25 protein-coding genes and 1 riboswitch are annotated in these 24,794 nt (G+C 57.5%); of the genes, 18 read left to right on the plus strand and 7 right to left on the minus strand.

The window, feature by feature from the left end; all coding sequences use genetic code 11:
* Positions 1 to 12: 12 nt before the first annotated feature.
* The gene (locus tag GURA_RS00890; RefSeq protein ID WP_011937122.1) at positions 13 to 231 is read left to right on the plus strand and encodes a dodecin; all 219 of its coding nucleotides are present in this window, start codon (positions 13 to 15) and stop codon (positions 229 to 231) included.
* 105 nt (positions 232 to 336) lie between these two features.
* Entirely contained in the window at positions 337 to 789 is a 453-nt protein-coding gene (locus tag GURA_RS00895) for an FKBP-type peptidyl-prolyl cis-trans isomerase (protein ID WP_041245202.1), read from the plus strand.
* Positions 790 to 879: 90 nt separating this feature from the next.
* Here the strand turns inward: GURA_RS00895 and GURA_RS00900 are convergent, their stop codons facing one another.
* Entirely contained in the window at positions 880 to 1,356 is a 477-nt protein-coding gene (locus GURA_RS00900; protein WP_011937124.1) for a ferritin family protein, read from the minus strand.
* 331 nt (positions 1,357 to 1,687) lie between these two features.
* Here GURA_RS00900 and GURA_RS00905 point away from each other — a divergent pair, with 331 nt between their 5' ends.
* From GURA_RS00905 to GURA_RS00955, 12 genes are all read left to right on the plus strand, one after another.
* Complete coding sequence (locus GURA_RS00905; protein ID WP_011937125.1) at positions 1,688 to 2,677, plus strand: NAD(P)H-quinone oxidoreductase; 990 nt, start codon at positions 1,688 to 1,690, stop codon at positions 2,675 to 2,677.
* A gap of 74 nt (positions 2,678 to 2,751) precedes the next feature.
* Entirely contained in the window at positions 2,752 to 3,420 is a 669-nt protein-coding gene (locus GURA_RS00910; RefSeq protein ID WP_011937126.1) for a hypothetical protein, read from the plus strand.
* Between the two features lie 31 nt (positions 3,421 to 3,451).
* Positions 3,452 to 3,937: a YchJ family protein gene (locus GURA_RS00915; RefSeq protein ID WP_041245203.1), complete on the plus strand. Its 486-nt coding sequence runs from the start codon at positions 3,452 to 3,454 to the stop codon at positions 3,935 to 3,937.
* Positions 3,938 to 4,442: 505 nt separating this feature from the next.
* Complete coding sequence (ltrA, locus tag GURA_RS00920; protein WP_011937128.1) at positions 4,443 to 5,846, plus strand: group II intron reverse transcriptase/maturase; 1,404 nt, start codon at positions 4,443 to 4,445, stop codon at positions 5,844 to 5,846.
* Between the two features lie 159 nt (positions 5,847 to 6,005).
* Positions 6,006 to 6,896 (plus strand): SDR family oxidoreductase, encoded by an 891-nt coding sequence (locus GURA_RS00925; RefSeq protein WP_011937129.1) that lies wholly within the window; start codon positions 6,006 to 6,008, stop codon positions 6,894 to 6,896.
* 92 nt (positions 6,897 to 6,988) lie between these two features.
* Positions 6,989 to 7,162, plus strand: coding sequence for a hypothetical protein (locus tag GURA_RS24030; RefSeq protein ID WP_157046099.1), 174 nt, complete (start codon positions 6,989 to 6,991; stop codon positions 7,160 to 7,162).
* 5 nt (positions 7,163 to 7,167) lie between these two features.
* The gene (locus tag GURA_RS00930) at positions 7,168 to 8,865 is read left to right on the plus strand and encodes an adenosylcobalamin-dependent ribonucleoside-diphosphate reductase (protein ID WP_011937130.1); all 1,698 of its coding nucleotides are present in this window, start codon (positions 7,168 to 7,170) and stop codon (positions 8,863 to 8,865) included.
* A 161-nt stretch (positions 8,866 to 9,026) separates the two neighbouring features.
* Positions 9,027 to 9,106: riboswitch (cyclic di-GMP riboswitch) on the plus strand.
* Positions 9,107 to 9,294: 188 nt separating this feature from the next.
* On the plus strand, positions 9,295 to 10,257 hold the full coding sequence (locus tag GURA_RS00935) for a DUF5684 domain-containing protein (protein ID WP_011937131.1): 963 nt from the start codon (positions 9,295 to 9,297) through the stop codon (positions 10,255 to 10,257).
* Between the two features lie 68 nt (positions 10,258 to 10,325).
* Positions 10,326 to 11,267, plus strand: coding sequence for an AAA family ATPase (locus GURA_RS00940; protein ID WP_011937132.1), 942 nt, complete (start codon positions 10,326 to 10,328; stop codon positions 11,265 to 11,267).
* Positions 11,264 to 12,502, plus strand: coding sequence for a DUF58 domain-containing protein (locus GURA_RS00945; RefSeq protein WP_011937133.1), 1,239 nt, complete (start codon positions 11,264 to 11,266; stop codon positions 12,500 to 12,502). Before GURA_RS00940 ends, GURA_RS00945 begins: the two co-directional genes overlap by 4 nt.
* The gene (locus tag GURA_RS00950; RefSeq protein WP_011937134.1) at positions 12,499 to 14,790 is read left to right on the plus strand and encodes a transglutaminase TgpA family protein; all 2,292 of its coding nucleotides are present in this window, start codon (positions 12,499 to 12,501) and stop codon (positions 14,788 to 14,790) included. Before GURA_RS00945 ends, GURA_RS00950 begins: the two co-directional genes overlap by 4 nt.
* Positions 14,791 to 15,068: 278 nt before the next feature.
* Positions 15,069 to 15,935 (plus strand): zinc-ribbon domain-containing protein, encoded by an 867-nt coding sequence (locus tag GURA_RS00955; RefSeq protein WP_011937135.1) that lies wholly within the window; start codon positions 15,069 to 15,071, stop codon positions 15,933 to 15,935.
* A gap of 151 nt (positions 15,936 to 16,086) precedes the next feature.
* On the opposite strand, the gene cls is transcribed toward GURA_RS00955, so the two are convergent.
* A complete protein-coding gene (gene cls / locus GURA_RS00960) occupies positions 16,087 to 17,523 on the minus strand; it encodes a cardiolipin synthase (RefSeq protein WP_011937136.1) in 1,437 nt (478 codons plus the stop codon).
* Positions 17,524 to 17,618: 95 nt separating this feature from the next.
* Positions 17,619 to 18,071 carry a hypothetical protein gene (locus tag GURA_RS00965; protein WP_011937137.1) on the minus strand — a complete coding sequence of 151 codons (453 nt, stop codon included), beginning with the start codon at positions 18,069 to 18,071 and terminating at the stop codon, positions 17,619 to 17,621.
* A gap of 455 nt (positions 18,072 to 18,526) precedes the next feature.
* Here GURA_RS00965 and rsmB point away from each other — a divergent pair, with 455 nt between their 5' ends.
* The 3 genes from rsmB (at position 18,527) to GURA_RS00980 (ending at position 21,729) form a co-directional block, all read left to right on the plus strand.
* Entirely contained in the window at positions 18,527 to 19,873 is a 1,347-nt protein-coding gene (rsmB, locus tag GURA_RS00970; protein WP_011937138.1) for a 16S rRNA (cytosine(967)-C(5))-methyltransferase RsmB, read from the plus strand.
* 29 nt (positions 19,874 to 19,902) lie between these two features.
* Positions 19,903 to 20,568 (plus strand): ribulose-phosphate 3-epimerase, encoded by a 666-nt coding sequence (rpe, locus tag GURA_RS00975; RefSeq protein WP_011937139.1) that lies wholly within the window; start codon positions 19,903 to 19,905, stop codon positions 20,566 to 20,568.
* A gap of 231 nt (positions 20,569 to 20,799) precedes the next feature.
* On the plus strand, positions 20,800 to 21,729 hold the full coding sequence (locus GURA_RS00980) for a diguanylate cyclase (RefSeq protein WP_011937140.1): 930 nt from the start codon (positions 20,800 to 20,802) through the stop codon (positions 21,727 to 21,729).
* Here GURA_RS00980 and GURA_RS00985 read toward each other — a convergent pair.
* The 4 genes from GURA_RS00985 to nadA all read right to left on the minus strand — a co-directional run bounded on the left by GURA_RS00985 (position 21,712) and on the right by nadA (position 24,266).
* Complete coding sequence (locus GURA_RS00985) at positions 21,712 to 22,398, minus strand: endonuclease III domain-containing protein (RefSeq protein ID WP_011937141.1); 687 nt, start codon at positions 22,396 to 22,398, stop codon at positions 21,712 to 21,714. The genes GURA_RS00980 and GURA_RS00985 overlap by 18 nt on opposite strands.
* Positions 22,383 to 22,739: a hypothetical protein gene (locus tag GURA_RS00990; RefSeq protein ID WP_011937142.1), complete on the minus strand. Its 357-nt coding sequence runs from the start codon at positions 22,737 to 22,739 to the stop codon at positions 22,383 to 22,385. Before GURA_RS00990 ends, GURA_RS00985 begins: the two co-directional genes overlap by 16 nt.
* Positions 22,740 to 22,754: 15 nt before the next feature.
* Positions 22,755 to 23,288, minus strand: a complete 534-nt coding sequence (locus tag GURA_RS00995; RefSeq protein WP_011937143.1) for a gamma carbonic anhydrase family protein — start codon at positions 23,286 to 23,288, stop codon at positions 22,755 to 22,757.
* Between the two features lie 63 nt (positions 23,289 to 23,351).
* Positions 23,352 to 24,266: a quinolinate synthase NadA gene (gene nadA, locus GURA_RS01000; protein ID WP_011937144.1), complete on the minus strand. Its 915-nt coding sequence runs from the start codon at positions 24,264 to 24,266 to the stop codon at positions 23,352 to 23,354.
* Positions 24,267 to 24,506: 240 nt separating this feature from the next.
* Between nadA and GURA_RS25185 the strand changes: the two genes are divergently transcribed.
* On the plus strand, positions 24,507 to 24,758 hold the full coding sequence (locus tag GURA_RS25185; protein WP_327049729.1) for a twin-arginine translocase TatA/TatE family subunit: 252 nt from the start codon (positions 24,507 to 24,509) through the stop codon (positions 24,756 to 24,758).
* Positions 24,759 to 24,794 lie beyond the last annotated feature (36 nt).

Genomic DNA, 24,794 nt, shown 5'->3' on the forward strand with positions numbered 1-24,794 from the left:
AGGGAGGCTGCTATGTACGGTGAGGATAGAACCTACAAAAAAGTGGAAGTGATCGGCGTCTCGAAAAAAGGCATCGAGGCGGCCATCCAGACGGCAGTTAGCAAAGCCCACAAGACCCTCGATAAGCTTTCCTGGTTTGAAGTGGGTGACATCCGCGGCCATGTGGGGGACGACGGCATGGTCACCGAGTACCAGGTGGTGCTCAAGGTCGCTTTCCAGTTGAAGGAATAAATTCCGCAAATTCTGGTTTTATGGGTGAAAGTTAAGATGGTAAATTCCCCTCCAATCTGCTATTGTCTCGCCAGTTTTTTAACCACTACACGAAAGGCGGAGACAATGGCACAGGCAAAGAAGGGGGATAAGGTAAAGGTTCACTATACGGGAAGACTGGACGACGGTTCAGTGTTCGACTCGTCCGAGTGCAGCGACAGTGATTGCGACTGCTCATCCGGCCCCCTGGAATTCACCATCGGTGAGGGGCAGGTCATTCCCGGCTTCGAAGAAGCGGTCTTCGGTATGAATATCGATGAGACGAAATCGGTACATATCCCGGTGGATCAAGCCTATGGCGAGCGTATCGAGGAAATGGTCGCCCAGGTTCCGCGCACCGAACTGCCGGCAGGCATGGCGCCGGAAGTCGGTCAGCAGCTGGAAGTTACCCAGGAGGACGGCAACATCTTCCCGGTGGTGATAACAGAGGTGACCGACACCCATATATCAATTGACGCCAACCATCCCCTGGCAGGGCAGAATCTGAACTTCGACCTCCGTCTCGTCGAGATCGGCTGATGGTCTGGTGCCGGCAACGCACAAGTAAAAAGGGACGGGCTTGAAGGCCTGTCCCTTTTTACTTGTGCGTCGTCATCAGTGCCGTTGCGATCAGTTTTCCGTAAGGAAGTGCTCTTCGTAAAGGTCTTCAAGGGATTGCAGGTGGCGGGTCTCATCGGCCAGCAACCGTTCAAAAACTCCTGCCATCGGCGCTCCTGCGCAACCTTCCGACATCCGCTTGTAGAAATCTATGGAACCTGTTTCCAGGTGAATGGCATAGGCGAGGGCTTCCCGGGCGTCGGAATTGGGGCTGAGCTCTTTCTTGGCGAGCACGTAGTTAAGGTTCATGGTCTTGACCGGCCGGTTCATTTCCTCTACTCCCGCCATGCTTCCCTCAATCAGGGCCTTTTCCAGCTGGTGCTTGTGCTCCAGTTCGTCCAGTGCGGCGTCCTTGAGGATTTCCCTGGCGCCCTTGTTCGTTACCTTGCGGATTGCCGTAAGATAATGCCTGAACCCCTCTTCCTCCATTGATACAGCCATCTCAACAGCGGCCTCAAAAGTATAACAGACCTGACCCTGCTCTCTCATTGTCTTTTTGCCTCCCTGTCTTTGAAGAATAATGGAAGTTTTTAACATAACAGCGCGATAATCACAAGAAACAATTGTATACGGAGCGGGCCTGCGTACCAATCGGCTTTAACTGTTGACACGATTTTGTATACGATGGTATTAATGACTACTTTTTGTCGCAATTTCAGGGTGAAGAATTAATGCATTTGGGAATGCCGGGGAATAATGCCTGATTGTATAGAAGCCGCCGGATCGGTTAAACAGATCTTGCGGCTTTTTTCGTGCGGAAGAGGGCCAACGAAGAACTTGGCGATTAATTTTAAATATCACATCAAAGGGGGAGATTGTCATGAAAGCTGTATTGCTTGAAGGATTTGGCGGTGTGGAGGTGCTGAAGGTCGGTGAGGCGGAAAAACCGTCGCCGAAGGAAAATGAGGTTCTGGTCAAGGTGATGGCGACATCCGTCAATCGTCCTGATCTGGTGCAGCGGGAGGGGAAATATCCGCCGCCGCCGGGTGATTCGGAGATTCTCGGCCTGGAAGTTGCCGGGGTGATCGAGCAACTCGGCTCCAACGTCTCCGGCTGGCGGGTCGGCGACCGGGTCCTCTCCCTGGTCGGCGGTGGGGGGTACGCGGAATATGCGGTCGCCTATGCCGACCACCTGATGCCCATCCCCGACACCATGAGCTTCGAGGAGGCCGCCTGCGTCTGCGAATCCTATATCACGGCGTTTCTCAATATCTTCATCCTTGGCGAGTTCAAGGATGGCCAGACCGCCATTCTCCACGGCGGCGGCGGAGGGGTCAACACCGCCGGCATTCAGCTCTGCCGGGCGCTTGCTCCCAATTCGAAACTGATCGTCACCGCCTCGCCGGAGAAAATGGAGCGGGTCAAGGAAGTGGGGGCCGACCTGGTCGTCAACTTCCGGGAAACGCCCGATTTCAGTGAGATCGTCAAGGAATACACCAACAAGAAGGGGGTCGACCTGATCCTCGATCATATCGGGGCGAAGTACCTGGCCCCGAACATGAACTCCCTCGCCTACAAAGGGAAGCTGGTCGTCATCGGCGTCACGAGCGGCATCAAGGCAGAGCTCAATCTCGCCCTCATGATGGTGAAGCGGCAGCAGATCATCGGCTCGGTGCTCCGTTCCCGGCCGGTGAGCGAAAAAGGGGAGATCGTCGCCGAGTTCACCAAACGGGCGCTTCCCAAGTTCGCCGACCGGACCATCGTGCCGATCATCGAGAAGGTCTTCCCCCTCGACCAGGTTGTCGATGCCCACAGGATGATGGAAGAGGACAAGCATTTCGGCAAGATCGTGCTGAAGATCGGCGCATAGGCCGAAGCCCGGCAGAATGGAAGGGGGCAGGCCGGTGCGTACGGCCTGCCCTTTCTGCGCAAAGGAGAGGAATCATGCATACGGGAAATGCCGACACAAAGCCGACGATGATGCAATATACGAACCTTGTCGGTTGTTGCCTTGCTGTTTTACTGATCCTGCTTACGGCTGCGCCGCTTTCTGCCGCAAGCATCAAAAGCCTGGATAATCTGGGCAGAAACCTCTATGCCAATGAAATCAAGGAGCGAAGCGCACGGCGCATGGAATCCTTTGCCGCCTTGCAGTCATCTCTGGACAGCCTCAACACCGGCCAGGAAATTTCCAGCGTCGTGCAGATAAACAAGGCGCTTTCCCTTGTGGAGCAAAGCCGGCAGTTGCAGCGCAAGGCGGGAGAGGACCTCACGGCGCTTTCCGGCTACATAACCGCAAACAGGATGAAGCTGGAAGCTGAGGGGCTGGATAGTTTCCTCCCCCTGGCAGAGCTGGACGACAAGACCTCCAGGCAGTATGAAGAGTCCCTGCGGCTTTATCTTGCTGCCTATAAAGCGTTGCTCGAATACTCACGGGACAATATCCTCCCTCTGCGGGTAGGGCGGCAACCGGAGCAGGGTCAGTACGAAGCCTTGTACAATGGCTATGTTACTGCGGCGAACAAGCTGGGTGAAGTCGATGCCGAGCGGTTCGGGTTCGTGGCGGATTTCGTCCGCGAGCACCCTGACCTCGCTCCCTACGTGAAAAAATGAGCTGCAATCACATCATGAAAACAAGGAGTTTATCGTGAACTTATGCCCTTGCGGGTCAGGCATTGACTACGGGAAATGCTGCGAACCGCTGATCAAAGGCGCGCGCCAGGCGCAGACCGCAGAAGAGTTGATGCGTTCCCGTTACACGGCGTATGTAAAGGTGGAAATCGATTACCTGTTTGAAACCACCCACCCGGCCCATCGCCAGGGCTTCGACCATGAAGGGACGAGGCAGTGGGCAGAGAACTCCGTCTGGGAAGGACTGGAAATTGTCACCACCGGCAAGGGGGGGACGGACGATGGCGAAGGCCGGGTCGAATTCATCGCCCGTTTCCGGGAAAAGGGGGTGAAAAAGGCCCATCACGAGTTGGCGGAGTTTAAGAAAGACGACGGCAAATGGTTCTTTACCGACGGTTCGGCCGTTCCCCGGAAGCCCGCTACAAGCGTCAAGGTCGGCCGCAACGACCCCTGCACATGCGGCAGCGGTTTGAAATACAAGAAATGCTGCGGGAAATGACCCGCGACGATGCCTATGAAAAAAGCCCGCGAAAGCGGGCTTTTTTGTTTGTGCGCCAGGCATGGCGCGTGGCGCGTAAGCGCCATCCAATTGGGTATGGTGCCTGATTGGTGACTTGGAGGTGAAAGTCCTCTTCGGACCCTGATGGTGGGAACCGATAGCTGAACAGCAAGGGTGTCCGGGGCGACCCGGAATCTGAAGGAAGCTGTAGGCAAAGTCCTGGCCCGACGAACAGGAATCGCATATGAGGCAGCCACATCTGGGCGAGAAGGCAAACAGATTCAAAGCCCGATAACCATCCAGAAAGATGTGGAAGTAGATGCGGCGGGTATATGGGATGAAGGTCACGCGCATTACCCTGGGAGGTCTGTCAACCTGCCTTGTGCTACCGGCATCGAGAGGTGCCGGGATGGGTTGGCAGAAGTCAGCAGAGGCCATACGAGTCGGAATAACCGACCGACAAAGGGCCGAACTTGAAGTAAGCGGACAGGAGCCTTGAGTTTCGATGACGACAGGAGCAGCAGAAGGCCGGGTTGGGATACCCGGCGCCAGCCCGGAGGGTAGCGGTTGGAAACCGCGAGAGAAAGGGAGAGGTGCGGCAAACGTCACGGGAAGGAAAGCAGCTCACTGGCCGGAAGCGGCAACGGGACTGATGGAGAAGATCGTCAGTCGCGGCAACATGATGGCGGCATACTCACGGGTAATGCGCAACAAGGGAGCGCCCGGCGTCGATAACATGCCGGTAACGGCCCTGAAGGGCTACCTACAGGAGGAATGGCCGCGCATCAGAGAAGAACTGCTGACGGGAACGTATCACCCGCAACCGGTGCGGAAAGTAGAAATTCCCAAACCGGGAGGCGGCACACGGATGCTGGGAATTCCCACCGTCCTTGACCGACTCATTCAGCAGGCGGTGCATCAAGTTTTGAGCCCGCTGTTCGACCCTGGTTTCTCCATAAGTTCCCACGGGTTTCGCCCTGGACGGAGCGCCCATCAAGCGATCAAGGCAGCTCGGAAGTATGTAGAGAGCGGCCTTAGGTGGGTGGTTGACATTGACCTTGAGAAATTTTTCGACCGAGTCCACCACGACACCCTTATGTCGCTGGTGAAACGCAAGGTTGGAGACCGTCTGGTGCTGTCCCTTATCGACAGCTACCTTAAGGCAGGGATACTTGAAGGAGGAGTGACGTCACCCCGGTTGGAAGGCACGCCGCAAGGCGGGCCTCTCTCGCCGCTGCTGTCCAACATCCTCCTCGACGAACTGGACAAGAAACTGGAAAGAAGGGGCCATAAGTTCTGCCGCTATGCCGACGACGCAAATATCTATGTTGCAACGAGGAGAAGCGGCGAGCGTGTCATGGCCTCAATTACCGGCTACCTGTCCGAGCGGCTCAAGCTCACGGTCAACCAGGGCAAAAGCGCGGTTGACCGTCCGTGGAAAAGGTCGTTTCTGAGTTACAGCATGACCCGGCACCGCAAACCGCGGCTTACCGTGGCCAAGAAAGCGGCTGCCAGGCTCAAGGCCAACCTCAAGACGATCTTTAGGCGGGGAAGGGGTCAGAACATCCAAACCACCGTTGAAGAGACAACCCCGAAACTTAGGGGTTGGTTAAACTACTTTCGGTACGCGGAAGTAAAAGGCATCTTCGAGGAACTGGACGGATGGCTGAGACGTAAACTGCGTCGCATTCTCTGGAAGCAGTGGAAGCGCCCCAAGACGCGAGCAAAGAAACTGATGCGGCGGGGATTATCGGAGGCAACTGCATGGCGGTCGGCCACAAACGGCCGCGGCCCCTGGTGGAATGCAGGGGCCGCGCATATGAACAAAGCTGTTCCGAAATTCTACTTCGACAAACTGGGGCTGGTATCACTCATAGACCAGCTTCACCGACTTCAACGTACTTCATGAACCGCCGTGTACGGAACCGTACGCACGGTGGTGTGGGAGGACGGCGGGAGCAATCCCGCCTCCTACCCGATTTAACCGCAAGGGGAATACTGGCAATACCCGGCTTGTGCGGTACAATTTTTCTACGGAGAAGTCAGGCGGTTCTCAAGGAGGACGAGGATGAACATATTTCTCAGCGGCGGCACTGGCTTTGTCGGCGGCCATCTTAGGAGGGCCTTGCTGGAGAAAGGGCACCGGATCAGGCTCCTTGCCCACAAGAGGGGGGATGGTTTCGAAGATGGGATTGAGGTGGTGGAAGGGGACGTGACCCGCCCTGACACCTTTGCCGGGCAGCTCGCGGGGTGCGAAGCCGCAATCAACCTGGTGGGGATAATCCGCGAGTTTCCGGCGCAGGGCATAACCTTCGAGAAACTTCTTGTGCAGGCCACCCGAAACATGGTCGATGCGGCAAAAGGGGCGGGAATAAAGCGTTACCTTCACATGTCGGCCCTGGGGACCAGGCCGAACGCCACCTCCGCGTATCATAGGTCCAAGTTTCTCGCAGAGGAATATGTCCGCGCCTCCGGCCTGGATTACACCATTTTCCGTCCGTCCATTATTTTTGGGCCGAAGGACGATTTCATCAATAAACTTGCCGGATACATCAAGGGCTATCCGGCAGTGCCGGTCATCGGCGACGGCAAATACCGGCTCCAGCCGATAGCGGCAGACGATGTGGCGCGTTGCTTTGCCATGTCTCTGGAAATGCCGGAGACGGTCGGCAAAACCTATGAAATCTGCGGCATCGACCGGCTTACCTACAATGAAATGCTCGACACCATCGGTCGTGTGCTCGGCAAGTCGCACGTGGCTAAAATCCCCAACCCGCTCGGCATCATGAAGCTCGTGGTCCCGCTTCTGCAAGGGTTCTCGTTTTTTCCCATCACCATGGACCAGATTTTAATGCTCGTAGAGGAAAATATCTGCGACGGCGCCTGGCGTGAAACCTTCAACTTCGAGCCGCAACGGTTCGAAGAGGGGATACGCGCCTATCTGCGGCCGCACGGGTGAGGACGCGCAAAAAATCGATCTCCCCTGTTGCCCGTGGAGATTAGCGGTATACTTAGGTGTGACAAAATTAATCTTATCGAGGGAGGCAGACGATGGTCACATCTCCGGAAAAAAACGCGTGCACGAAGTGCGGCAGCGAAAATGTCGAGCAGACCAAGGAAGGGCTTTACTGCAACGCCTGCGAACGGATGGTGCGGGTAAGCCGGGCGGTCCATCACGAAGGTTTTCCCCATGTGGTGGTCGATGAGAACGAGCAAGAGCCGTAATCCATATGGAGCTTTCAGAGAACGCCCTAAAAGTGCTGAGGGCCCGTTACCTGCTGAAGGATGAACAAGGAAGGGTCATCGAGTCTCCCAGGGAAATGTTCGGCCGCATAGCCCGCAGCGTCGCAGAGGCGGAAAAATTTTACGGCGACAGGGCATGTTACTGGGAAGAACGGTTTTATGAGCTGCTCTCTTCCCTGAGGTTCCTTCCCAATTCGCCGACGATCATGAACGCCGGGAAATCACCCGGGCAACTGGCCGCCTGCTTTGTCCTCCCTGTGGAAGACTCCATGCCGGGAATCTTCGATACCCTGAAAAACGCCGCGCTGATTCTCCAGAGCGGCGGCGGCACCGGCTTTTCCTTTTCCCGCCTACGTCCCAAGGCCGATATCGTCCGTTCCACCGGCGGCATCGCCAGCGGCCCGGTTTCCTTCATGAAGATCTACAACACGGCCACTGACGTGATAAAGCAGGGGGGGGCGCGGCGCGGCGCAAACATGGGGATACTGCGCATCGACCATCCCGATGTGCTGGAGTTCATCCGGGTCAAGAGGGATGCAAAGGAGCTCGCCAATTTCAACATCTCGCTGGCAATAACCGATGCCTACATGGAGGCGTTGCGGGCAGACGGGGAATATCAGCTCGTCAATCCCCGGACAGGGAAGAGTGCAGGGCGTCTGCGGGCAGGGGAGGTCTTCGGCGAGATCGTTGCAAGCGCCTGGGAAACCGGGGATCCCGGACTGGTCTTCATCGACCGGCTCAACCGGGCCAATCCCACGCCTGCGGCCGGCAGTTTCGAAAGCACCAACCCCTGCGGCGAACAGCCGCTCCTCCCCTATGAGGCGTGCGTCCTCGGCTCCCTCAATCTGGCTGCCCATGTGAAGGGCGGCGTCATCGACTATGATGCCCTGGGAAGAGACGTGGCTGTTGCGGTGCGCTTCCTCGACGATACCATCGACGTTAACAGCTACCCCCTGCCGGCCATTGAACGGATGCACAAGGGGAACCGGAAGATAGGCCTGGGGGTGATGGGATGGGCGGACATGCTGGTCCTGCTCGGAATCCCCTATGACCACGAGAAGGCATTCAGGCTTGCGCGGGAGGTGATGCGCTTCATCCGGGACGCATCCAGGGAGGCCTCCTGCGCCCTGGCCAAGGAACGTGGCGTCTTCCCCAATTTCGCCGGCTCAATTTACGATGCGCCGCACATGCCCCGGCTGCGCAACGCCACCACAACCACCATCGCCCCTACCGGGACCCTCTCCACCATCGCCGACTGCTCAAGCGGCATCGAGCCTCTCTTCGCCCTTGCCTACAAGCGTTTTGTCCTGGATAGCGAGTTGGTCGAGATTAACAAATATTTCCTGCAAATGGCAAAAGAGCAGGGTTTTTACTCCGTTGAGCTGTTTCAGGAAGTGATGCGACGGGGGAACCTGCGCCAGGTAAAGGGAATTCCCTCCCGGGTGAAAAGGCTTTTCCGGACGGCGCTGGAAATCCTTCCCGAACACCACATCGAGATGCAGGCCGCCTTTCAGGAATATACCGACAACGCCGTCTCCAAGACCATCAACCTGCCCAACCGCGCCAAGAAAGAGGATGTGGCGCGCGCCTACCTGCTCGCCTACGAAAAAGGGTGCAAGGGGATCACCGTCTTCCGCTACGGCGCCAGGCGCGGGACCCTGGTCAAGTTTGCCGATACGGACTGATTTGCCCGCCCATCTTTTCAAGACATGCCTCCGAGAAAACATGCAGGCCGATTGTGTCGATATTAATGTACCGTGGGTGAATAAATTGTGTTTATGAGACATTTCTGTTGACAGTTGCTCGGCAGCGGTTGTATCAAGTCAAATCAAGAATATTTCGGAAACCGACGAAAAGGCAAAGCACGGGCAACCGTGTGACGCAAAGCTACCTGTCCAGTTGCAACTGGATAGAGGGGCTGCCGAATAGGTGATGGAGACAGGCCTACCCTTTCGGGGATAGGCTTTTTTTTATCCTTCAGTGGCTGCGTCGTCGCCGAAACCGGCTCCGGCCAGGCGGGGTAAGGAAAAGGTGAAAGATGATATGGTAGGGACCTGATATAAAGATAAGTTAAGAATCTTGTTGAATCAGTCACAGCGGCTCGGGAGGGTAAGATGGAAGCATTATTGCGGAATATGGTTCTGATAATGTTTGTGTGGCTGATGCTGGCGGGGGTCTGCCTTGGCAAGCAGGTCTATATGACGGATGGCGGCATCATAGATTGCGAATCCATCTGGCGGCGGGGCGGCCAGGTTATTGTCAAGGTGAACCGGGACATTGTCGTCGATTTTGAACGGAGCGAAATAGATTTAAAACGGACCTTCCCCGAAGCCAAGAAAAACCCCCATCGCGTCCTACGAAAAAAAACTGCCCGCGCTGTTGTGCCACCCAGCGCTACGGCACTGGCTGCCGCAGCGCCAACGATTCCCGTTACGGCGGCGCCTCCTGCGCCAGCAGCAAATCCGGTCCGGCCACAAGCAGCTGCTCCGGCACTCGCAGCAAAACCGGTTCCGTCTCCTGCTCCCGCCCCCGCGCCGGAGGCGAAAGAACCAGTTCAGCCTGAATCGGCTCAATCCGCTTCCGCAGATCCTTCTTTGCCCCCTGACAAAGCAGAGATGGAGCGTCGGAGTCGGCAAGCTGCGGAAATGATGGCCGAGGCAATACAGAAGAAAGATCCCGAACTGTTAAAAAAGGCCATTGAGGCTCAGAAGAGCGCCATGCCGCAAAACAGGGCAGAAACTGCGGGAAGGAGCCTCAGATACCTGCTCCTCCTGCTGGCCGTTTCCCTCCTGATTGTTGTTTCCATGTGGGTCGTATTCGAAAAGGCAGGTCAATCAGGCGTTCTAAGCATTATACCGATTTACAACATGTACGTCCTGATGGAAATATCCGGCAAGCCCGGATGGTGGCTGGTCCTGCTGTTCATCCCCGTTGTCGGCTTTGTGTTCCTTCTCCTGGCCATGCTCGCTCTGGCCGAAAAATTTGGCAGAGGCGCATTGTTCGGCCTTGGGCTATTCTTTTTGCCGATGTTCTTTTTCCCGATGCTTGCCTTTGGCGGTTCGCAGTATGAGGGGTAAGAGGCAAAAGCGGGGAAACAAAATCTACGAATATATAGAAAAATAATCTCACTCCATAGGAGCCCCCAATGCCCGATCCCCGCATTCAGAAAGCACTCCGCGCCCTCTCGGACAACATCGAACAAGTAATCGTCGGTAAAAAGGAGGTGATCGACCTGGCGATCATTACCCTCCTTTGCCGCGGCCACCTCCTCATCGAGGACGTTCCAGGCCTCGGCAAGACCATGCTTGCCCGTGCCATCGCCGGCTCGTTGTCGCTGGACTTCAAGAGGGTCCAGTTCACCCCCGACCTGCTGCCGTCGGACGTGACCGGCGTCTCCATCTACAACCAGAAGAGCGGCGAGTTCGACTTCCGTCCCGGGCCGGTCTTCACCAACCTCCTCCTGGCGGACGAGATCAACCGGGCGACCCCCCGCACCCAGTCGAGCCTCCTGGAGTCCATGGAGGAGCGGCAGGTGACTACCGATGGCACTACCCGGCCGCTGCCGCCGGTGTTCATGGTGGTAGCCACCCAGAACCCCATCGAACTGCAGGGAACCTATCCGCTCCCAGAGGCTCAGCTCGACCGGTTTTTCATGCGGGTGAGTGTTGGCTATCCGGCCCGTAACGAGGAGGTGCGGGTGATGGAGATGCAGATCCGCGAGCACCCGATCCATGGCATCAAGCCGGTTCTCACCGAAGAACACGTGCGCTTCATGCAGAATGCGGTGACCGAGGCGCATATCGACCGCTCGCTCCTCGCCTACATCGTCGACATCGTCAATGCTACCCGTAAGCACCCGGAACTTCAGGTCGGGGCGAGCCCGCGAGGCTCTCTCTCCCTCATGCGGGCGGCCCAGGCGATGGTTCTCTTGCGCGGCATGGAGTTCGTGGAGCCGACGGTGATCAAGACCCTCGCCCGTCACGTCCTCACCCACCGCTTGATCGTCAAGCCCCAGGCGCGCCTGAAAGGGTTGACCGAGGCCAAGGTGGTGGAGGAGATCCTCCAGGGAATACCTGCCCCGGTATGAGCGGATTGGAACGCTTGCTCACCCGGCGCAACGCCCTTCTCGTCCTGGCGGCGGTATTCTTCCTCATCGCCTGGAACCGGGAGGTGAACCTCCTCTACGGCATGTTCGCCCTGGTTAGCGCCACCGTCATCGTTGCCGTCATTCTCCCCCGTTTTGCCCTCAAAGGTATCGAGGTGTGCCGCATGCTTCCGACCGCGGCATTCGAGGGGGAGGAGATCGAGGTCTGCGTCACCATGGCCAACCGGGGACGGGCCTCACGCTTCATGGTGGAGGCAGTGGATGCCGTTCCCGCCGCCGCTCCCCACGAGCGGGAGCCGCTGGTCTTTGCCGGCAGGCTGGTGGGGCGGGCGCAGCGCAATTTCAGCTACCGGCTTGTCTGCTACAAACGTGGCCTTTATACGGTCGGTCCGCTCCGGCTCCGCTCCGCCTATCCCTTGGGAATAGCCTGGTCGGAGCGGGAAGGGGACCCGTCCCTCCACACCCTCCTCGTCTATCCGTTCATGTTCGAGATCGCCTCCTTTCCCCTCATTGCGACTGGAACCCTCGTGACGAGCGGCATGGAGTCCCTGGCACGGGCGGGGGGGAGTGACGACTTCTTCGGCACGCGCGAGTACCGCCAGGGGGACAGTCTGCGCCATATCCACTGGCCCTCCACGGCACGACATGACCGGCTCATCGTCAAAGAGTTCGAGGTACGCGTTTCGGCGGAGACGACCCTTCTTCTCGATCTCCACCGTGATGCTGATGTGGGGGAGGAGCGGGAATCGACCCTGGAATACGGGGTGCGGATCGTCGCATCCGTTGCCGGCTATGCCCTGGAAAGGGGGCATACGGTGCAGCTGGCCGGCTTTGGCAAGGGGTCCCATGTGGTCCCGCCGGGGAGAGGCAGGCACCACCTGGCACAGCTGCTCGATGCGCTGGCTCGGGTGGAAAGCGATGGCCGTATTCCCTACCATGAAGCCATCGTCCGCGCTGCCGACCTTATGCGGGACGGGAGCACGGCGGTCCTCTTTTTCTCCGGCGGCGAATCGCTCGAAGATTATCTCTATCCCCTCGGTCTTCTTCGGGCAAAACGGGTGCGGCCGGTGGCGGTCTTCTTCGACCGGGCGAGCTTCTCCGGCGAATTCTCTTTCTCCCGGCCGGCAGAAGATCCGCTCCCCCGGGAGCTCTTCGCCATGGGGGCACCGGTCTATTTCGTGGCCAGGGGCAGCGATCTGCGGGAGGTGTTTGCATGACGGAGCGCATCCAGTACCCCCCCGTTTACCTGGGGATATACTTTCTCCTCATGACTGCCGTGACGGCTGCCATGTGCGCCGTAGCGCCGCCGCTCCAGGCTATTGCCTACACCCTCTTCTGGGGGGGTGTCTATGGCGCCGGCCTCTATTTCTGCCGCAGGTTCGGTGAGGACAACGAGGAGCGATTCCAGCAGCTCGCCAACGGCGGCGCCGGACTCGCCCTTGTTCTCTTTTTCGGCGGCTTCGCCTTTTCCGGCGTCGAGACGGGACTCATCCTGCTGCTCCTCACCCTCCAGGCGGGGCGCAACCTGGTTCTCGCCACCCGCCGCGACCTGAACTTCGCCTGCCTGATTTCCCTCGTTCTCCTCCTCTACGCAGCCGGGAAGGCAATGGAGGGGTACTTCATCGCATTTATCGTTCTCTATGCCCTGGCGGGAATGTTCACCTTCATGACCGATCACATCGATGCCCGCCTCACCCATGCCCATGGCGGGGATCGGGATCTCCTCAGCCGACGGATGAACCTGCCGGTGAAGGGAATCGGCTTGGCGCTACTCACCCTTGCACTCGCTTTCGGTATCTACCTGCTGGTGCCGCGGCCACCGTCACCCCGGGTGCAGGCATTCCCGGCATCGAGTAACTGGAACTACGATAACCGTCACTGGGAAGAAGAGGCAAAGATGCCGCGCCAGGATGGCCAAGGGCAAAACGACGATGGCAACGGGGAGTCCGACATGAGCCGCCGCCAACTGGTCGAAGCATCCCAAGGACAGGTTAACTCTTCCGAGTACGGCGGGTTTCAAAACAGGTTCGACGTCGCGGAAGTCGGGGAGTGCGCCCTCCGCCCCGATACGGTGGTTCTCTATCTCCAGGCGGACAACCCTCTCTATGCAAGGGGCAAGGTATTCGACACCTTTGACGGCCGCCGCTGGGAGGATAGCGGCGCCGGCGCCGAGAAACACTATAACCGGGATGGCCGGTTTACCTTCGGCGCAAAGCCTCAACCCGGCGATACGCTCCAGGTCTTCACCGTACGCCAGGATCTCCCGCCGTTCATCTTCGCCGCCTACCAGCCGATCCTCGTCTCCTTTCCGGGGAACGTGATCGAGACCGACGGCGCCCTTGCCCTGCGCGCTCCTGCCCGGCTCCGCAAGGGAACCATATACTCCGTAGCCTCCCACCTGGAGGAGGTGGACAAGCATCCCTGCAGCGGGGCGTCCATGGCCGGTGATGATGGGTGGACGCCGGACGGCCGTTATCTTGCCCTCTATCCCGATATCTCCGAGCGCTTGCGCGCACTTGCCAGCGACATGGCCAAGGGGGCCACGGATGACCTCGGACGGGCGAAGGCAGTGGAAGCCTACCTGCGGGATAACTTCGCCTATACCCGCGATACCATGGGGGTCAAATGGAGCGGCAATCCTGTGGAGCAGTTTCTCTTCGACCTGAAGGCCGGGCATTGCGAGTTGTTCGCCTCCTCCATGGTGGTCATCCTGCGCACCCTCCACATCCCGGCCCGGCTCGTCACCGGTTTCTACGTCAACCGCTACAACCCGGTCACCGGCTACTACGAGGTGCGGGAGTCGGACGGCCATGCCTGGGTGGAGGCATACCTGGAGCCGCACGGCTGGGTCACTTTCGAGCCGACCTCCAGCTTCGAGCTGCCGAAGCGAAGCCAGCGGCTCTTCGTTGCCACCGGGCTGGTCCGTTATCTGGGCGACCGCGCCGAAAACCTGATCCGCAAGCACCGGCATTCCTGGTGGACACAGCTTCTGCAAAAGATCTGGACGGTACTGCTTAAGCTCTGGCTGGCCCTCATGGCCACCCTCGCAATGATGAAATTGGCCTGTCTTTCCCTCTGGTTCTGGTTTCTCCGGGTGGGGTGGATGCTTATTCTGCTACTCCTCGCCGCCGCTGGCGGGGGCTGGTACCTGTGGCGCTATTTCGAGCCGGCCTGGCGTCTCGCGCGGCTGCGCCGGGCCCGCGATGGGGACCCGCAGCGTTTTCTGCGCCTCTGCTACCGGGAGATGGAGCGGCACTTTGCCGCACGGGGAGTAGCACGGGCACCACATGTCACGCCGCTGGAGTACGAGCTACTCCTCGCCAAGCGCTTTAAATTCCTGTCTGATCAAGTTGCTGCCATTACCCGTCTCTTCCAGCAAGCCGCCTACGGCTCCGCGCTGGTCGCTGCCGCCGATGCGGAGGAGGCATTTCGGGCGTTTGAGGAGATACAGCGGTGGAAGAGTCCAACCCATAGGGATGGGAAATTCTATGCAGAAAATGATTGATGGGTATTCAACATGAAAACGACAGAAAAGTTGAAAAAGGAAGTCACGGACTTAATAGGCGGCGCCCCTTGCATGGGGGAGGGGAAGCCGCCGGCCTTTAGAGGCTTATGGCGTTGACACCGCGACATGTTAAGGTGTATTTTTGTCCATCAAACGGCTGTTATCAGTCGTGTAGCCACGGTGCACCATATCTGATAAGATGTCTATGTTCGTGCGCATAATTGATAACTCATCAACTCCGACAATTGAATTCAAAGTGATGATAGGACGACCAAAGCATGAAGATACAATGCCCGAATTGTAAGATTAGCGGCCAGATCAGTGATGCTAAGGTTCCCGCGGAGGGAATCATGATGAACTGTCCGAAATGCAAGACCCCCTTCCGGGTGAAGAGGGATGCAGCATCCGGGTGGCAGAGCGGCGACTGCATGAGCATCTGCCCGGGGTGCCATTACTCTACGTTTTCCGATGAAACGTTCGATATCTGCCCGAAATGCGGGCTCGTGGCCAGGGAATACAACGCGAAACTCCGGGACAAGAGTCAGCGTGAGGAGCGGATGCGGGAGGAGGAACGGCTCCGCCTCGAAGAGGAGAAGGCGTTCCGCAAATACGGAATAATTGAAGACGTGCCCAAAGCCCAGGCCGAAGCACCGGCCGTGGCCGACATCCCACCGGCGATCCAGTTTGCCGGCTGGACAGTCGTTGCCGTTGCGCTCCTGTTGCTGATCTTTGGCTGCAAGGGGTTGTACGCCTTCTACGCCGTGAGCAGCATGGAAGCTGCCGATCCGGCAACCCTCGAAGAGCCGCGTACGACGGCGGCGCTTTTTCTCGAATTCGGCCTTTTGCCTGCGTTTCAGATTGTGTTCGGTGCGGTTGCGTTGGTCGCCGGGTCACAGTTCCTGAAACTTCGCGCCTGGGCGCGCAATGCCTTGGAATGGGCTGCCTGGGCCGGGCTGGTATTCATGAGCGGTTATGAGCTTTTCAACCTCGTGGCCTGGATCAGGCGGTCATCGAGTACTCCCACCATCTCTTATTATGCGGTCGGCATCTTGAGCGCACTCGGCATGCTGGCGGTCTGGATCGCGCCACTCCTCTTCCTTATCCGGTTTCTGCGCGGGAGCACGGTAAAAAAAGCCGTTGTGTAAAGGAACGACAGCAGATACCCCAGTTTTGTTCCAATTCCAAATCAAGGCGATATCTTCGTTGGCTCGTTTTCGGCTCCTCAACGTACTATCTGTACGCCTTCGTCGCCTCACTCCTCGCCGCCTTGATTTCATCCTTGATTTGAAATTGGAATTACAGGTAGGGGGAGAAGAGTTTTGCCATCCCGTCCCGGATCTTTTCCGGAATGCTCCTGGCGTTATCGACCTCGGTGAGCGTGACTTCCCTTGATTCAGCCACAGCCGCGGCAAATTTGTCCGCCAGTTGCCGCGCAAGCTCCCCGTCATACACCTCCAGGTTAAGCTCGAAGTTCAGCCTCAGGCTGCGCGGGTCCAGGTTTGCCGAGCCGATCAGACTCCAGATGTTGTCCACCAATAGCAGCTTGGTATGGACGAAAGGTGGCGGCTGATAATAGACTTTTATGCCCTGCTGCAGGAGCTCCCAGAGGTAAGCCCTGCCGGCCCAGTGGACAAAGGGGAGGTTGTTCAGCGACGGCAGCACCAGGGTTACTTCAACCCCGCGCAGTGCGGTAGTGACCAGGGCAGAGATCAGCGGACGGTCGGGGATGAAGTAGGGGGTCATGATCTGCACCCTCTCTCTGGCGCAGGAAAGCGCCCCCATGATGATCCAGTTGAGCTTCCTGAATTCCTTGTCCGGTCCGTCGCTTACAGCCCTGACCAGCGCTCCCCCCGCCGGGGAGATGGTGGGGAAAAACCGCTTGTCTTTGACGAGTTCGCCGGTGACAAAGTACCAGTCTTCTAGAAAGGTCCGTTGCAGGTCGCTTACCACCTGTCCCTCGACCATGAAGTGCATGTCTTTAACAACCGGTGGTCCGCTGTCTCTCTTCACCATATGCCGGTCGCCGATGTTCATTCCGCCGGTAAAGCCCCTTGAGCCGTCCACGACGAGGATCTTCCGGTGGTTGCGCAGATTTACGTATCCACCCTGTCGGAGCGGGAGAAAGCGGCCGACCCTTACCTTTGAGCCTTTCAGAAGTTTGCGCGCGGTGGGGCGGGAGTACTTTTCACCGAGGCTGTCGATAATGATGCGCACCTCCACGCCTCTTGCCGCAGCGTCTTTCAGGGCTTTCACAAATCTGCGCCCTGTCGGGTCTCCGTCGAATATGTAGGTGCTCAGGTTTATCGAATGGGTTGCATGGTTTATTGCATCGAGCATGGCGGGATAGGCAGACTCACCGTTTTCCAGCGGTGTGAGTCGGTTGCCCGGAACGAGTAGAGTGCTGACTACCCGGTCGGAGAGGGAGCGGAGTTCGTTCAGGTATTTCGCTTCCGGGGGGAGGGTGCTTGCCGCTTGCCGGGTATTTCGGGGGGAAAAGTTTTCCCACCCTGCCAGACGCCGGCCGCTCTCCAGCCACTGGCGCGCCTTGCGGGAGATGCGGTTTACTCCCATGCTCCAATAGAGCAGTGGGCCGAAGAGGGGGAGGGTCAGGCAGACGATGATCCATCCCAGCGCGGAACGGGGGTCCCGCTTCAACAGCAGGGCGTGGCCCGCTGAAAGAAGCGCAAGGGCAGTCAGCGAGCAGAAGAAAAGTCCCTGTAAAACGTGATCCAAACCGCCTCCTCAGGCATTATACCATGGGCCGGGAGTCATCAATATTATCATAAAAAAGGGAATGACGAAAGCGCCACCCCCTGTCAACACCCGATTTAGAGAAGGCTGTATGGCTGAGCCCGCTTGACCCATTCGCTGTCCGGATAATCGGACGCGAGTTTTTCGTAGGCTTCCTTCAGTGGCTTGGCGTCGTGGCTGCTTTTGAAGCGGCAGACACCGCGCAGGTAGACCGCTTCCGGTGCGGCTGCGCTTTTCGAATAGCTGGACAATATCTCATCCAGGTGGAGTATTGCGTCGTTAAACTGCTCCGTGTCGAAATCGGTCTTTCCCATCCCCAGCAGCAGTGAGGGGACCAGCTCGTCGGGTGGGAGGAATCCGACGGTCCGGTGATGTTCCCTGCCGTAGTAATCCAGTGAAACCAGGGTGGGGGTCCACATGACCTTGAACTCGGTGGAGAGCGGCTGGGCATCAGCGGGGACCCGCAACGGCACAATTTTCCGGTCGATGAAATCTATGACTTTTGCATTGGGATACGTGACCGCATCCATCTGTTTGCAGCCGATTCAGCCGGGGTTGAAGAAATCGAGGAGTATCGTCCGTTTTTCGGCTTGTCCCCGGGCAAGGGCCTTGCTCATTTCCGTTTCCCATTTAATCATGGCCAGACCTCCGTGGAAAAGAATAAAGACATCCTGAGTCTAAGATTAGCCCGACTTGGGGCGATGTCAAGAAATGCGTCGCTAGCCTGTGTCGCCAGGAGTCTGTCGGACTTAGGAATGAATCTACTGCGAGAATGGCAAATCGGTCCATATTTCCGTAAATTTTCGACAAATAGGTCCACCATTAGCTCTCAAATTTCCGAAAATCTGTCCTCGATTTTCCATCCTCTCGCTACGATTCTCTAAGTCCGACAAACTCCTAGCCTTGCAGTTTTGCCCGGAATGCTTATAATGGGGCAGCGTCGTATAACGAAATCAAAGCTGTATCCAATAAACGGGAGCCAAATTTGTCCACCACCAATCCACGCAGCGCCGCCTTTGAAATCCTCCTGCGCATCGATAAAGAGCGCTCTTATGCCGATATCCTCATTGACCGGGAGCTGTCCTCCGGCTTTCTCCAGGGGCCGGACCGGGGGCTTCTGACCGAGCTGGTTTACGGGGTGCTGCGCCGTCAGGGGACCCTCGATTACATCATCAACCGCTTTTCCAAGCAAAAGAGCGAGCGGCTGGAGCGATCGGTGCTGGTCCTCCTCCGCATCGGGCTGTACCAGATATTTTACCTGGACCGGGTTCCCGTCTCAGCAGCAGTCAATGAAACGGTCAAGCTGGCAAAAGTACTGGCGCCGCGGGCCTCCGGTTTCGTCAACGCAGTGCTGCGCAGCGCCGACCGGGAGCGGGACGACATTGCCTACCCGGATAAAGAGAAGGACCCGGTCGGTTATCTCTCCACCTTTTATTCCCACCCATCCTGGCTTGTGGCCGGATGGATCGGGCAGCTCGGCTTTGCCGAGGCGGAGTCCCTGGCCAAGGCAATGGCCGAACCTCCGCCGCTCACCATCAGGACAAATACCCTGAAGACGAGTCGTGAGGAGCTCATGGAGCGGCTTGCGTCTGAGGGGGTGCAATGCGAAGCCACGCGCTTTTCGCCGCTCGGCGTCCGCATCATCACGGCAGGTTCGGTCGCCAGGCTGCAAAGCTTTCGCGATGGCCTGTTTACGGTCCAGGACGAGTCGTCCCAGCTTGCGGTCATGTTCCTCTCGCCGGAGCCGGGGGAAAAGGTGCTGGACGCCTGCGCCGCACCGGGGGGGAAGGCGACCCACATGGCGCAGCTCATGGGGAACAGCGGCGAAATCATCGCCTGTGACGTGATCGGCCGCAAGCTCCGCCTCATCGGGGAAAACGCCGCCCGGCTGGGCATCTCCTGCATCAAGACCGTGCCTCTGAATACGGCCAGGCCCCTGAACTCCATCAAGGACGCCCGTTTTCAAAGGATTCTTCTCGATGCCCCCTGTTCCGGGCTCGGCGTCATCAGGCGAAACCCCGAAGGGAAATGGTGGAAGACGGCTGCCGACGTGGCGGAGCTCGTCCGCGGGCAGAAAACCATCCTGGAAAACCTGGCCGGCTACCTGAAGCGTGGCGGTATTCTCCTTTACGCCACCTGCTCCACCACCAGGGAGGAAAATGAAGCGGTCATCGACGATTTTCTTTCGCGGCACAGTGATTTTGTGCTAGAAGATTTACGCGTCCTCTTTCCGGCATACGGCGAACTTATTACGCCGCAGGGGTGCTTCCGCGGCTGGCCGCACCGGCAAGGGATGGACGGCTTTTTCGCCGCACGGCTGAAGAAAATTTAGACATCTTGTCTTTCCATTTTGGAGGTTTTATGAAAAAGATTGCGCCATCGATACTTTCCGCTGATTTTTCCCGGCTCGGCGACGAGGTGCGGGCGGTTGAGGCGGCGGGCGCCGATTATATCCATATCGATGTCATGGACGGCCACTTTGTGCCGAACATCACCATCGGGCCGCTGGTGGTGGAGGCAGTGCGGAAGGTAACCAGGCTGCCGCTTGACGTCCACCTGATGATCGACGCCCCCGACCGCTATATCGGTGATTTCGCAAAGGCGGGGGCCGATATCATCGTCGTTCATGCCGAGGCCACCAATCACCTGCATCGCACCGTGCAGCTCATCAAATCGTTCGGGAAAAAGGCCGGCGTATCGCTCAATCCGGCCACGACCCTCCACACTCTCGATTACATTCTCGAAGAGCTCGACCTGATCCTGTTGATGACCGTCAATCCCGGCTTCGGCGGCCAGTCGTTCATCGATGCCTGTCTTCCCAAGATACAGGCCTTACGGGGAATGCTGGACAAGAAGGGTCTTGAGACCGAGCTGGAAGTTGATGGCGGTGTCAAGGCATCCAACATCGACCGCATTGCCCATGCCGGGGCGGATGTTTTTGTGGCCGGGAGCGCTGTTTTCGGCAGTGACGATTACGCCGCCACAATAGCGGAAATGAAACGCCGCGCAAAAGAGCCGGTGCTTTGAAAGCGGTTCGACGTTCGATGTTCGATGTTCTACGTTGTAAACCTCGAACCTCGAACTTCGAACGTTTCATATGGAGCTGAAAGAAAAAATAAGGGCTGCATTGGCCGCTCACCGCCGCCATTCTCAAGCAGTTCCTCGATCTGGCGTTCGGCTGACCCCGCCGGACTTTCTTCGCAGCAAGCGTCAAATTCTCTTGACTTTATTCCTGCGAATTCTGTAATCATAGCGACTATGCCGACAAGTATCCTCATCATCGACGATTCCGATCAAGTACGCGCCCAGATCGTCCGCACCCTCAGGGAAGTTTCACTCTTCGACCAGTACCTTGAGGCCGGCGACGGCATTGACGCGTTCAAGACCATTCTCAATTCCCGTGTCGACCTCATTCTTTGCGATCTGGAAATGCCCCGCATGGACGGCTTCAAGTTTGTCGCCATGCTGCAGACGCGCGAGGAACTGAGGGATATTCCCGTTATCATGCTTACCGGCAGGGAAGACCGTGACCTGAAGATAAAGGGGCTGGAGCAGGGGGCGTGCGACTATGTTACCAAGCCCTTTGATGCAGGTGAGCTGGTGGCGCGGGTCAAGGTGCAGCTGAAGATCAAGGCGCTTCAGGATGAGCTGAAACGCTCCAACGAGCTGCTGAAGGATCTTTCCAATACCGATCCACTCACCCATCTCCACAACCGCCGCTATTTGATGGAGGCGCTGGAGCGGGAGTTCCTGAGGGCTTCCCGCAAAGGTGACGGTCTTTCCCTCGTGCTCCTGGATATCGACCATTTCAAGAAGGTGAACGACACCTACGGCCATCCTGAGGGGGACAATGTCCTCGTGGCGGTTGCATCGCTGTTGCAAAACATGGTGCGCCGCTATGACGTTTCTGCCCGTTACGGCGGAGAGGAATTCGTGGTCGTGCTGCCGGAGACTTCTCTGCACCACGCCTTGCAGTTCGCCGAACGTTGCCGCGTTGCCGTGCAGGATATTTCCTTCGGGGGTGCTTTGAAGGGGCTCACCATTACCGTCAGTCTCGGGGTTGCATCCTATCCGTCGGGGAAGGTGGATTGCGTGGATTCCCTGTTCAGGCAGGCCGACGAAGCCCTCTACAGAGCCAAACAGGGGGGGAGAAACCGGGTCGAAGCCATGTTAAACGGCCTTGCATGAGAAATGCAGATCGCACCCCGGGCAGAGCGGTTTTTTCCGGCAATGTTCCTTGCAGTGCTGTACGATCAGGGCGTGATATTCGTTGAACATCTCCACATCCTCCGGAAGGTTCTCCATGAACAGGGCACGAATCTCCTCGTAATCGGCTTTTTCCGAGATGACGTCCAGGTGTGCGAAGAGCCGTTTGGTGTATGCGTCCACCACGAAAGAAGGCTTGTTGCCGGCATAGAGGAGAATCGAATCGCAGGTCTCTCTGCCGATTCCGCGCACCTGCAAGAGTTCCTTCCGCAAGTCCTGCCAGTCACCACTGAACATTTGTTTCAATTTGCCGTCATGGCGCATGAAAAGCCAGGCGACAAAATCCTTCAGCCTGGCGCTCTTCACATTGAAGAAGCCGGCTGGCCGTATTACCTCCGCAAGCCGTTCAACCGGCACGTCCCTCATCGCTTCCGCAGATAAAAGCCCTTCCTTCTTAAGATTGCCTATCGCCTTTTCCACATTGCCCCAGTTGGTATTCTGGGTGAGGATTGCCCCTACGCATACCTCGAAAGGGGTTTCCGCCGGCCACCAGTGGAGAGGCCCATAGCGATCGAGTAGAATCCGGAATATGTCCAGGAAGATGTTCCCAGCGGCATTGACATTATGCGGCATCATCAGCCGATCTCCCATTCCCCCGCCTCCCATTTTTGCAGGGCCATTGCTGCCCTGAATCCCAAGAGGCCCTCTTCCGCGGCCAGGCGGCGTAGCATCCGGATGCAGCGCTCCGGGGAGTAGCGCATGGAATAGACCGCCGCCATTCCCGCAACCGCCGGGTTGTCGTCGTCCGTCAAGGCGAGCAGTGCATCTCTCCCTGCATCCCCTTCCCGGACGATTCCTTCGAACAGGCGGGAGATGACAACGGCCTGGCGCTCGGCCCGTTCCGCATCCATCTCTTCCATTGCGACGTAATGGGCTTTCGCTGCAACGGCAAAACGTTTTATGAGTATCTGGAGCTTGTTGCACGTCATCATCAGCAACCGGGGTAATCAGGAGGCATCATTGATATATTGCAGGGCATATTTCACGTAGTTCCCGGCTGAACGCTGCAGCCAGGCAACTTCGTCGGATGACAGTTCCCGCTTGTATTTGGCGGGAGAGCCGACCCACAGCGTGTGGGGCGGAATTATGGTACCCTCGGTTACCAGTGCGCGCGCACCGACAAGCGCTCCCGCACCGACGACGACCTTGTCCATGACGATTGCCTGCATGCCGATGAATGCACCGTTTTCTACTGTGCAGCCGTGCAGGGTGACGCTGTGGCCGACGGTAACGTCATCGCCGATAATGAGCGGTGCACCGGGGTCGTCAGCATTTTTTTTGTGGGTGACGTGAAGCATGGAGAGGTCCTGGATGTTGGAGCGGGCGCCGATCCGGATGAAATTTACATCGCCGCGCGCCACGCAGTTATACCAGATACTGCTCTGTGGTCCGATAGTGACGTCACCGATAACGACGGCAGTCTCGGCAATGAAGGCGGTCGGGTCGATCTGGGGAGCAATCCCCTGGAATGGACGGATCATGGTTTACCTCGTGCGACGTACTGCGTGCTGCGTGAACAAAAAACCGCGGTACGTCGCATGAATTTAGTCCCTGGGTATGGCCAGCATCCTGTCCAGCGCTTGCTTTGCCGGAATCCTGATCTCCTCCGGCACCTTGACCACCGGTGTCATGGTTCTCAAGGACTCCAGAATATCTTCCAGAGAGGTCAGCTTCATGTTGGGACAGACGAGCGCAGGCGATGCCAGAATGAATTCCTTGTCCGGATTCTCTTTTTTCAGCCGGTAGAGAATCCCCGCCTCCGTGCCGATAATAAAGCGTCGAGCCGGGTTTTTCCTGCAATAGTCATACATGCCTGTGGTGGAACAGACGTGGTCGGCCAGCGCTTCCACTTCCGGGTTGCATTCGGGATGGCAGATAAACAGGGCGTCGGGGAATTCCTGCTTGAGGCGGATGACTGCATCGGGCTTCAGCCGCTCATGGGTCGGGCAGTATCCGTCCCAGTAATGGAAGGTCTTGTCGGTAAAGCGGGCCACGTATCTGCCCAGATTACGGTCTGGAACGAAGATGATCTCGGATTCCGGCAGGGACTTGACCACCTTGACCGCATTGGCGGAGGTGCAGCAGATATCGCTGATCGCCTTGATCGCGGCGGATGAATTGACATAGGTGACCACCGGCACGCCGGGATGCCGTGCCTTCAACTCCTGGAGTTCCGGCACCGTGACCATGTCGGCCATCGGGCATCCCGCATCGAGCCGCGGCAGGAGTACGGTCTTGTCCGGGGCGAGTATGGAGGCTGATTCCGCCATGAAATGAACCCCACAGAAGACGATGACCGATGCATCCGTCTTTGCCGCTTCAATTGAGAGCCCGAGAGAGTCTCCGGTAATATCGGCGATTTCCTGCACTTCATCACGCATGTAGTTATGCGCCAAGAGTATCCCGTTTCGCTCGCCGAGGAGGGTTTTTATCTCATGCTTGATTTCATCCTGGTACATGGCTATCCCCTGAAGTCTCCTTTGATGCCTGCCTGCGCAATGTTTACAAAATAGTGAAGATATTAGACAATGTTCCGGTTTATGTCAAATCCTTAAATAACCTTGCTTGACACTGCCCGGCAAAACCTCTATTATTTTGTCAGGATTCGCAGAACGGGGAAATGGTTCCCGGCTAATGCCATCCGCTCTCTCAACAACGTATAGTCATAACTGGTGGGGTACGCTATGTTCGGAATAGGGATGCCGGAATTGATTGTCATCTTTGTGATCGCTCTCGTTGTGATCGGATCGCAGAAACTCCCCGATCTCGCCCGATCTTTGGGCCGTGGTCTGGCCGAATTCAAGCGGGCCACTGATGACTTCAAGCAGAGTGTTCAGGAGGAGTCCCAGGCGGCTGATGAAAAGGAAAAGATAGCGCAGGAAGTTGCAGAAAAGGAGAAGATGGCTGAGAAAGAAAAAGACGTGACAGAGAAAAAAGAGACCGTTGCATAACAGCCCGGCTCCTTGCATACCAACAGAAAAAGGCGG

This window comes from Geotalea uraniireducens Rf4 (assembly GCF_000016745.1).
In the GTDB taxonomy this organism is placed as follows: Bacteria; Desulfobacterota; Desulfuromonadia; order Geobacterales; family Geobacteraceae; genus Geotalea; species Geotalea uraniireducens.

Excerpts from the sequence above, each read along its gene's own strand:
- GURA_RS00890 (WP_011937122.1), top strand. The coding sequence starts at position 13 with ATGTACGGTGAGGATAGAACCTACAAAAAAGTGGAAGTGATCGGCGTC.
- GURA_RS00895 (WP_041245202.1), top strand. The coding sequence starts at position 337 with ATGGCACAGGCAAAGAAGGGGGATAAGGTAAAGGTTCACTATACGGGA.
- GURA_RS00900 (WP_011937124.1), bottom strand. The coding sequence starts at position 1,356 with ATGAGAGAGCAGGGTCAGGTCTGTTATACTTTTGAGGCCGCTGTTGAG.
- GURA_RS00905 (WP_011937125.1), top strand. The coding sequence starts at position 1,688 with ATGAAAGCTGTATTGCTTGAAGGATTTGGCGGTGTGGAGGTGCTGAAG.
- GURA_RS00910 (WP_011937126.1), top strand. The coding sequence starts at position 2,752 with ATGCATACGGGAAATGCCGACACAAAGCCGACGATGATGCAATATACG.
- ltrA (WP_011937128.1), top strand. The coding sequence starts at position 4,443 with ATGACGACAGGAGCAGCAGAAGGCCGGGTTGGGATACCCGGCGCCAGC.
- GURA_RS00925 (WP_011937129.1), top strand. The coding sequence starts at position 6,006 with ATGAACATATTTCTCAGCGGCGGCACTGGCTTTGTCGGCGGCCATCTT.
- GURA_RS24030 (WP_157046099.1), top strand. The coding sequence starts at position 6,989 with ATGGTCACATCTCCGGAAAAAAACGCGTGCACGAAGTGCGGCAGCGAA.
- GURA_RS00930 (WP_011937130.1), top strand. The coding sequence starts at position 7,168 with ATGGAGCTTTCAGAGAACGCCCTAAAAGTGCTGAGGGCCCGTTACCTG.
- GURA_RS00935 (WP_011937131.1), top strand. The coding sequence starts at position 9,295 with ATGGAAGCATTATTGCGGAATATGGTTCTGATAATGTTTGTGTGGCTG.
- GURA_RS00940 (WP_011937132.1), top strand. The coding sequence starts at position 10,326 with ATGCCCGATCCCCGCATTCAGAAAGCACTCCGCGCCCTCTCGGACAAC.
- GURA_RS00945 (WP_011937133.1), top strand. The coding sequence starts at position 11,264 with ATGAGCGGATTGGAACGCTTGCTCACCCGGCGCAACGCCCTTCTCGTC.
- GURA_RS00950 (WP_011937134.1), top strand. The coding sequence starts at position 12,499 with ATGACGGAGCGCATCCAGTACCCCCCCGTTTACCTGGGGATATACTTT.
- GURA_RS00955 (WP_011937135.1), top strand. The coding sequence starts at position 15,069 with ATGAAGATACAATGCCCGAATTGTAAGATTAGCGGCCAGATCAGTGAT.
- GURA_RS00965 (WP_011937137.1), bottom strand. The coding sequence starts at position 18,071 with ATGGATGCGGTCACGTATCCCAATGCAAAAGTCATAGATTTCATCGAC.
- rpe (WP_011937139.1), top strand. The coding sequence starts at position 19,903 with ATGAAAAAGATTGCGCCATCGATACTTTCCGCTGATTTTTCCCGGCTC.
- GURA_RS00980 (WP_011937140.1), top strand. The coding sequence starts at position 20,800 with ATGCCGACAAGTATCCTCATCATCGACGATTCCGATCAAGTACGCGCC.
- GURA_RS00985 (WP_011937141.1), bottom strand. The coding sequence starts at position 22,398 with ATGGGAGATCGGCTGATGATGCCGCATAATGTCAATGCCGCTGGGAAC.
- GURA_RS00990 (WP_011937142.1), bottom strand. The coding sequence starts at position 22,739 with ATGATGACGTGCAACAAGCTCCAGATACTCATAAAACGTTTTGCCGTT.
- GURA_RS00995 (WP_011937143.1), bottom strand. The coding sequence starts at position 23,288 with ATGATCCGTCCATTCCAGGGGATTGCTCCCCAGATCGACCCGACCGCC.
- nadA (WP_011937144.1), bottom strand. The coding sequence starts at position 24,266 with ATGTACCAGGATGAAATCAAGCATGAGATAAAAACCCTCCTCGGCGAG.
- GURA_RS25185 (WP_327049729.1), top strand. The coding sequence starts at position 24,507 with ATGCCGGAATTGATTGTCATCTTTGTGATCGCTCTCGTTGTGATCGGA.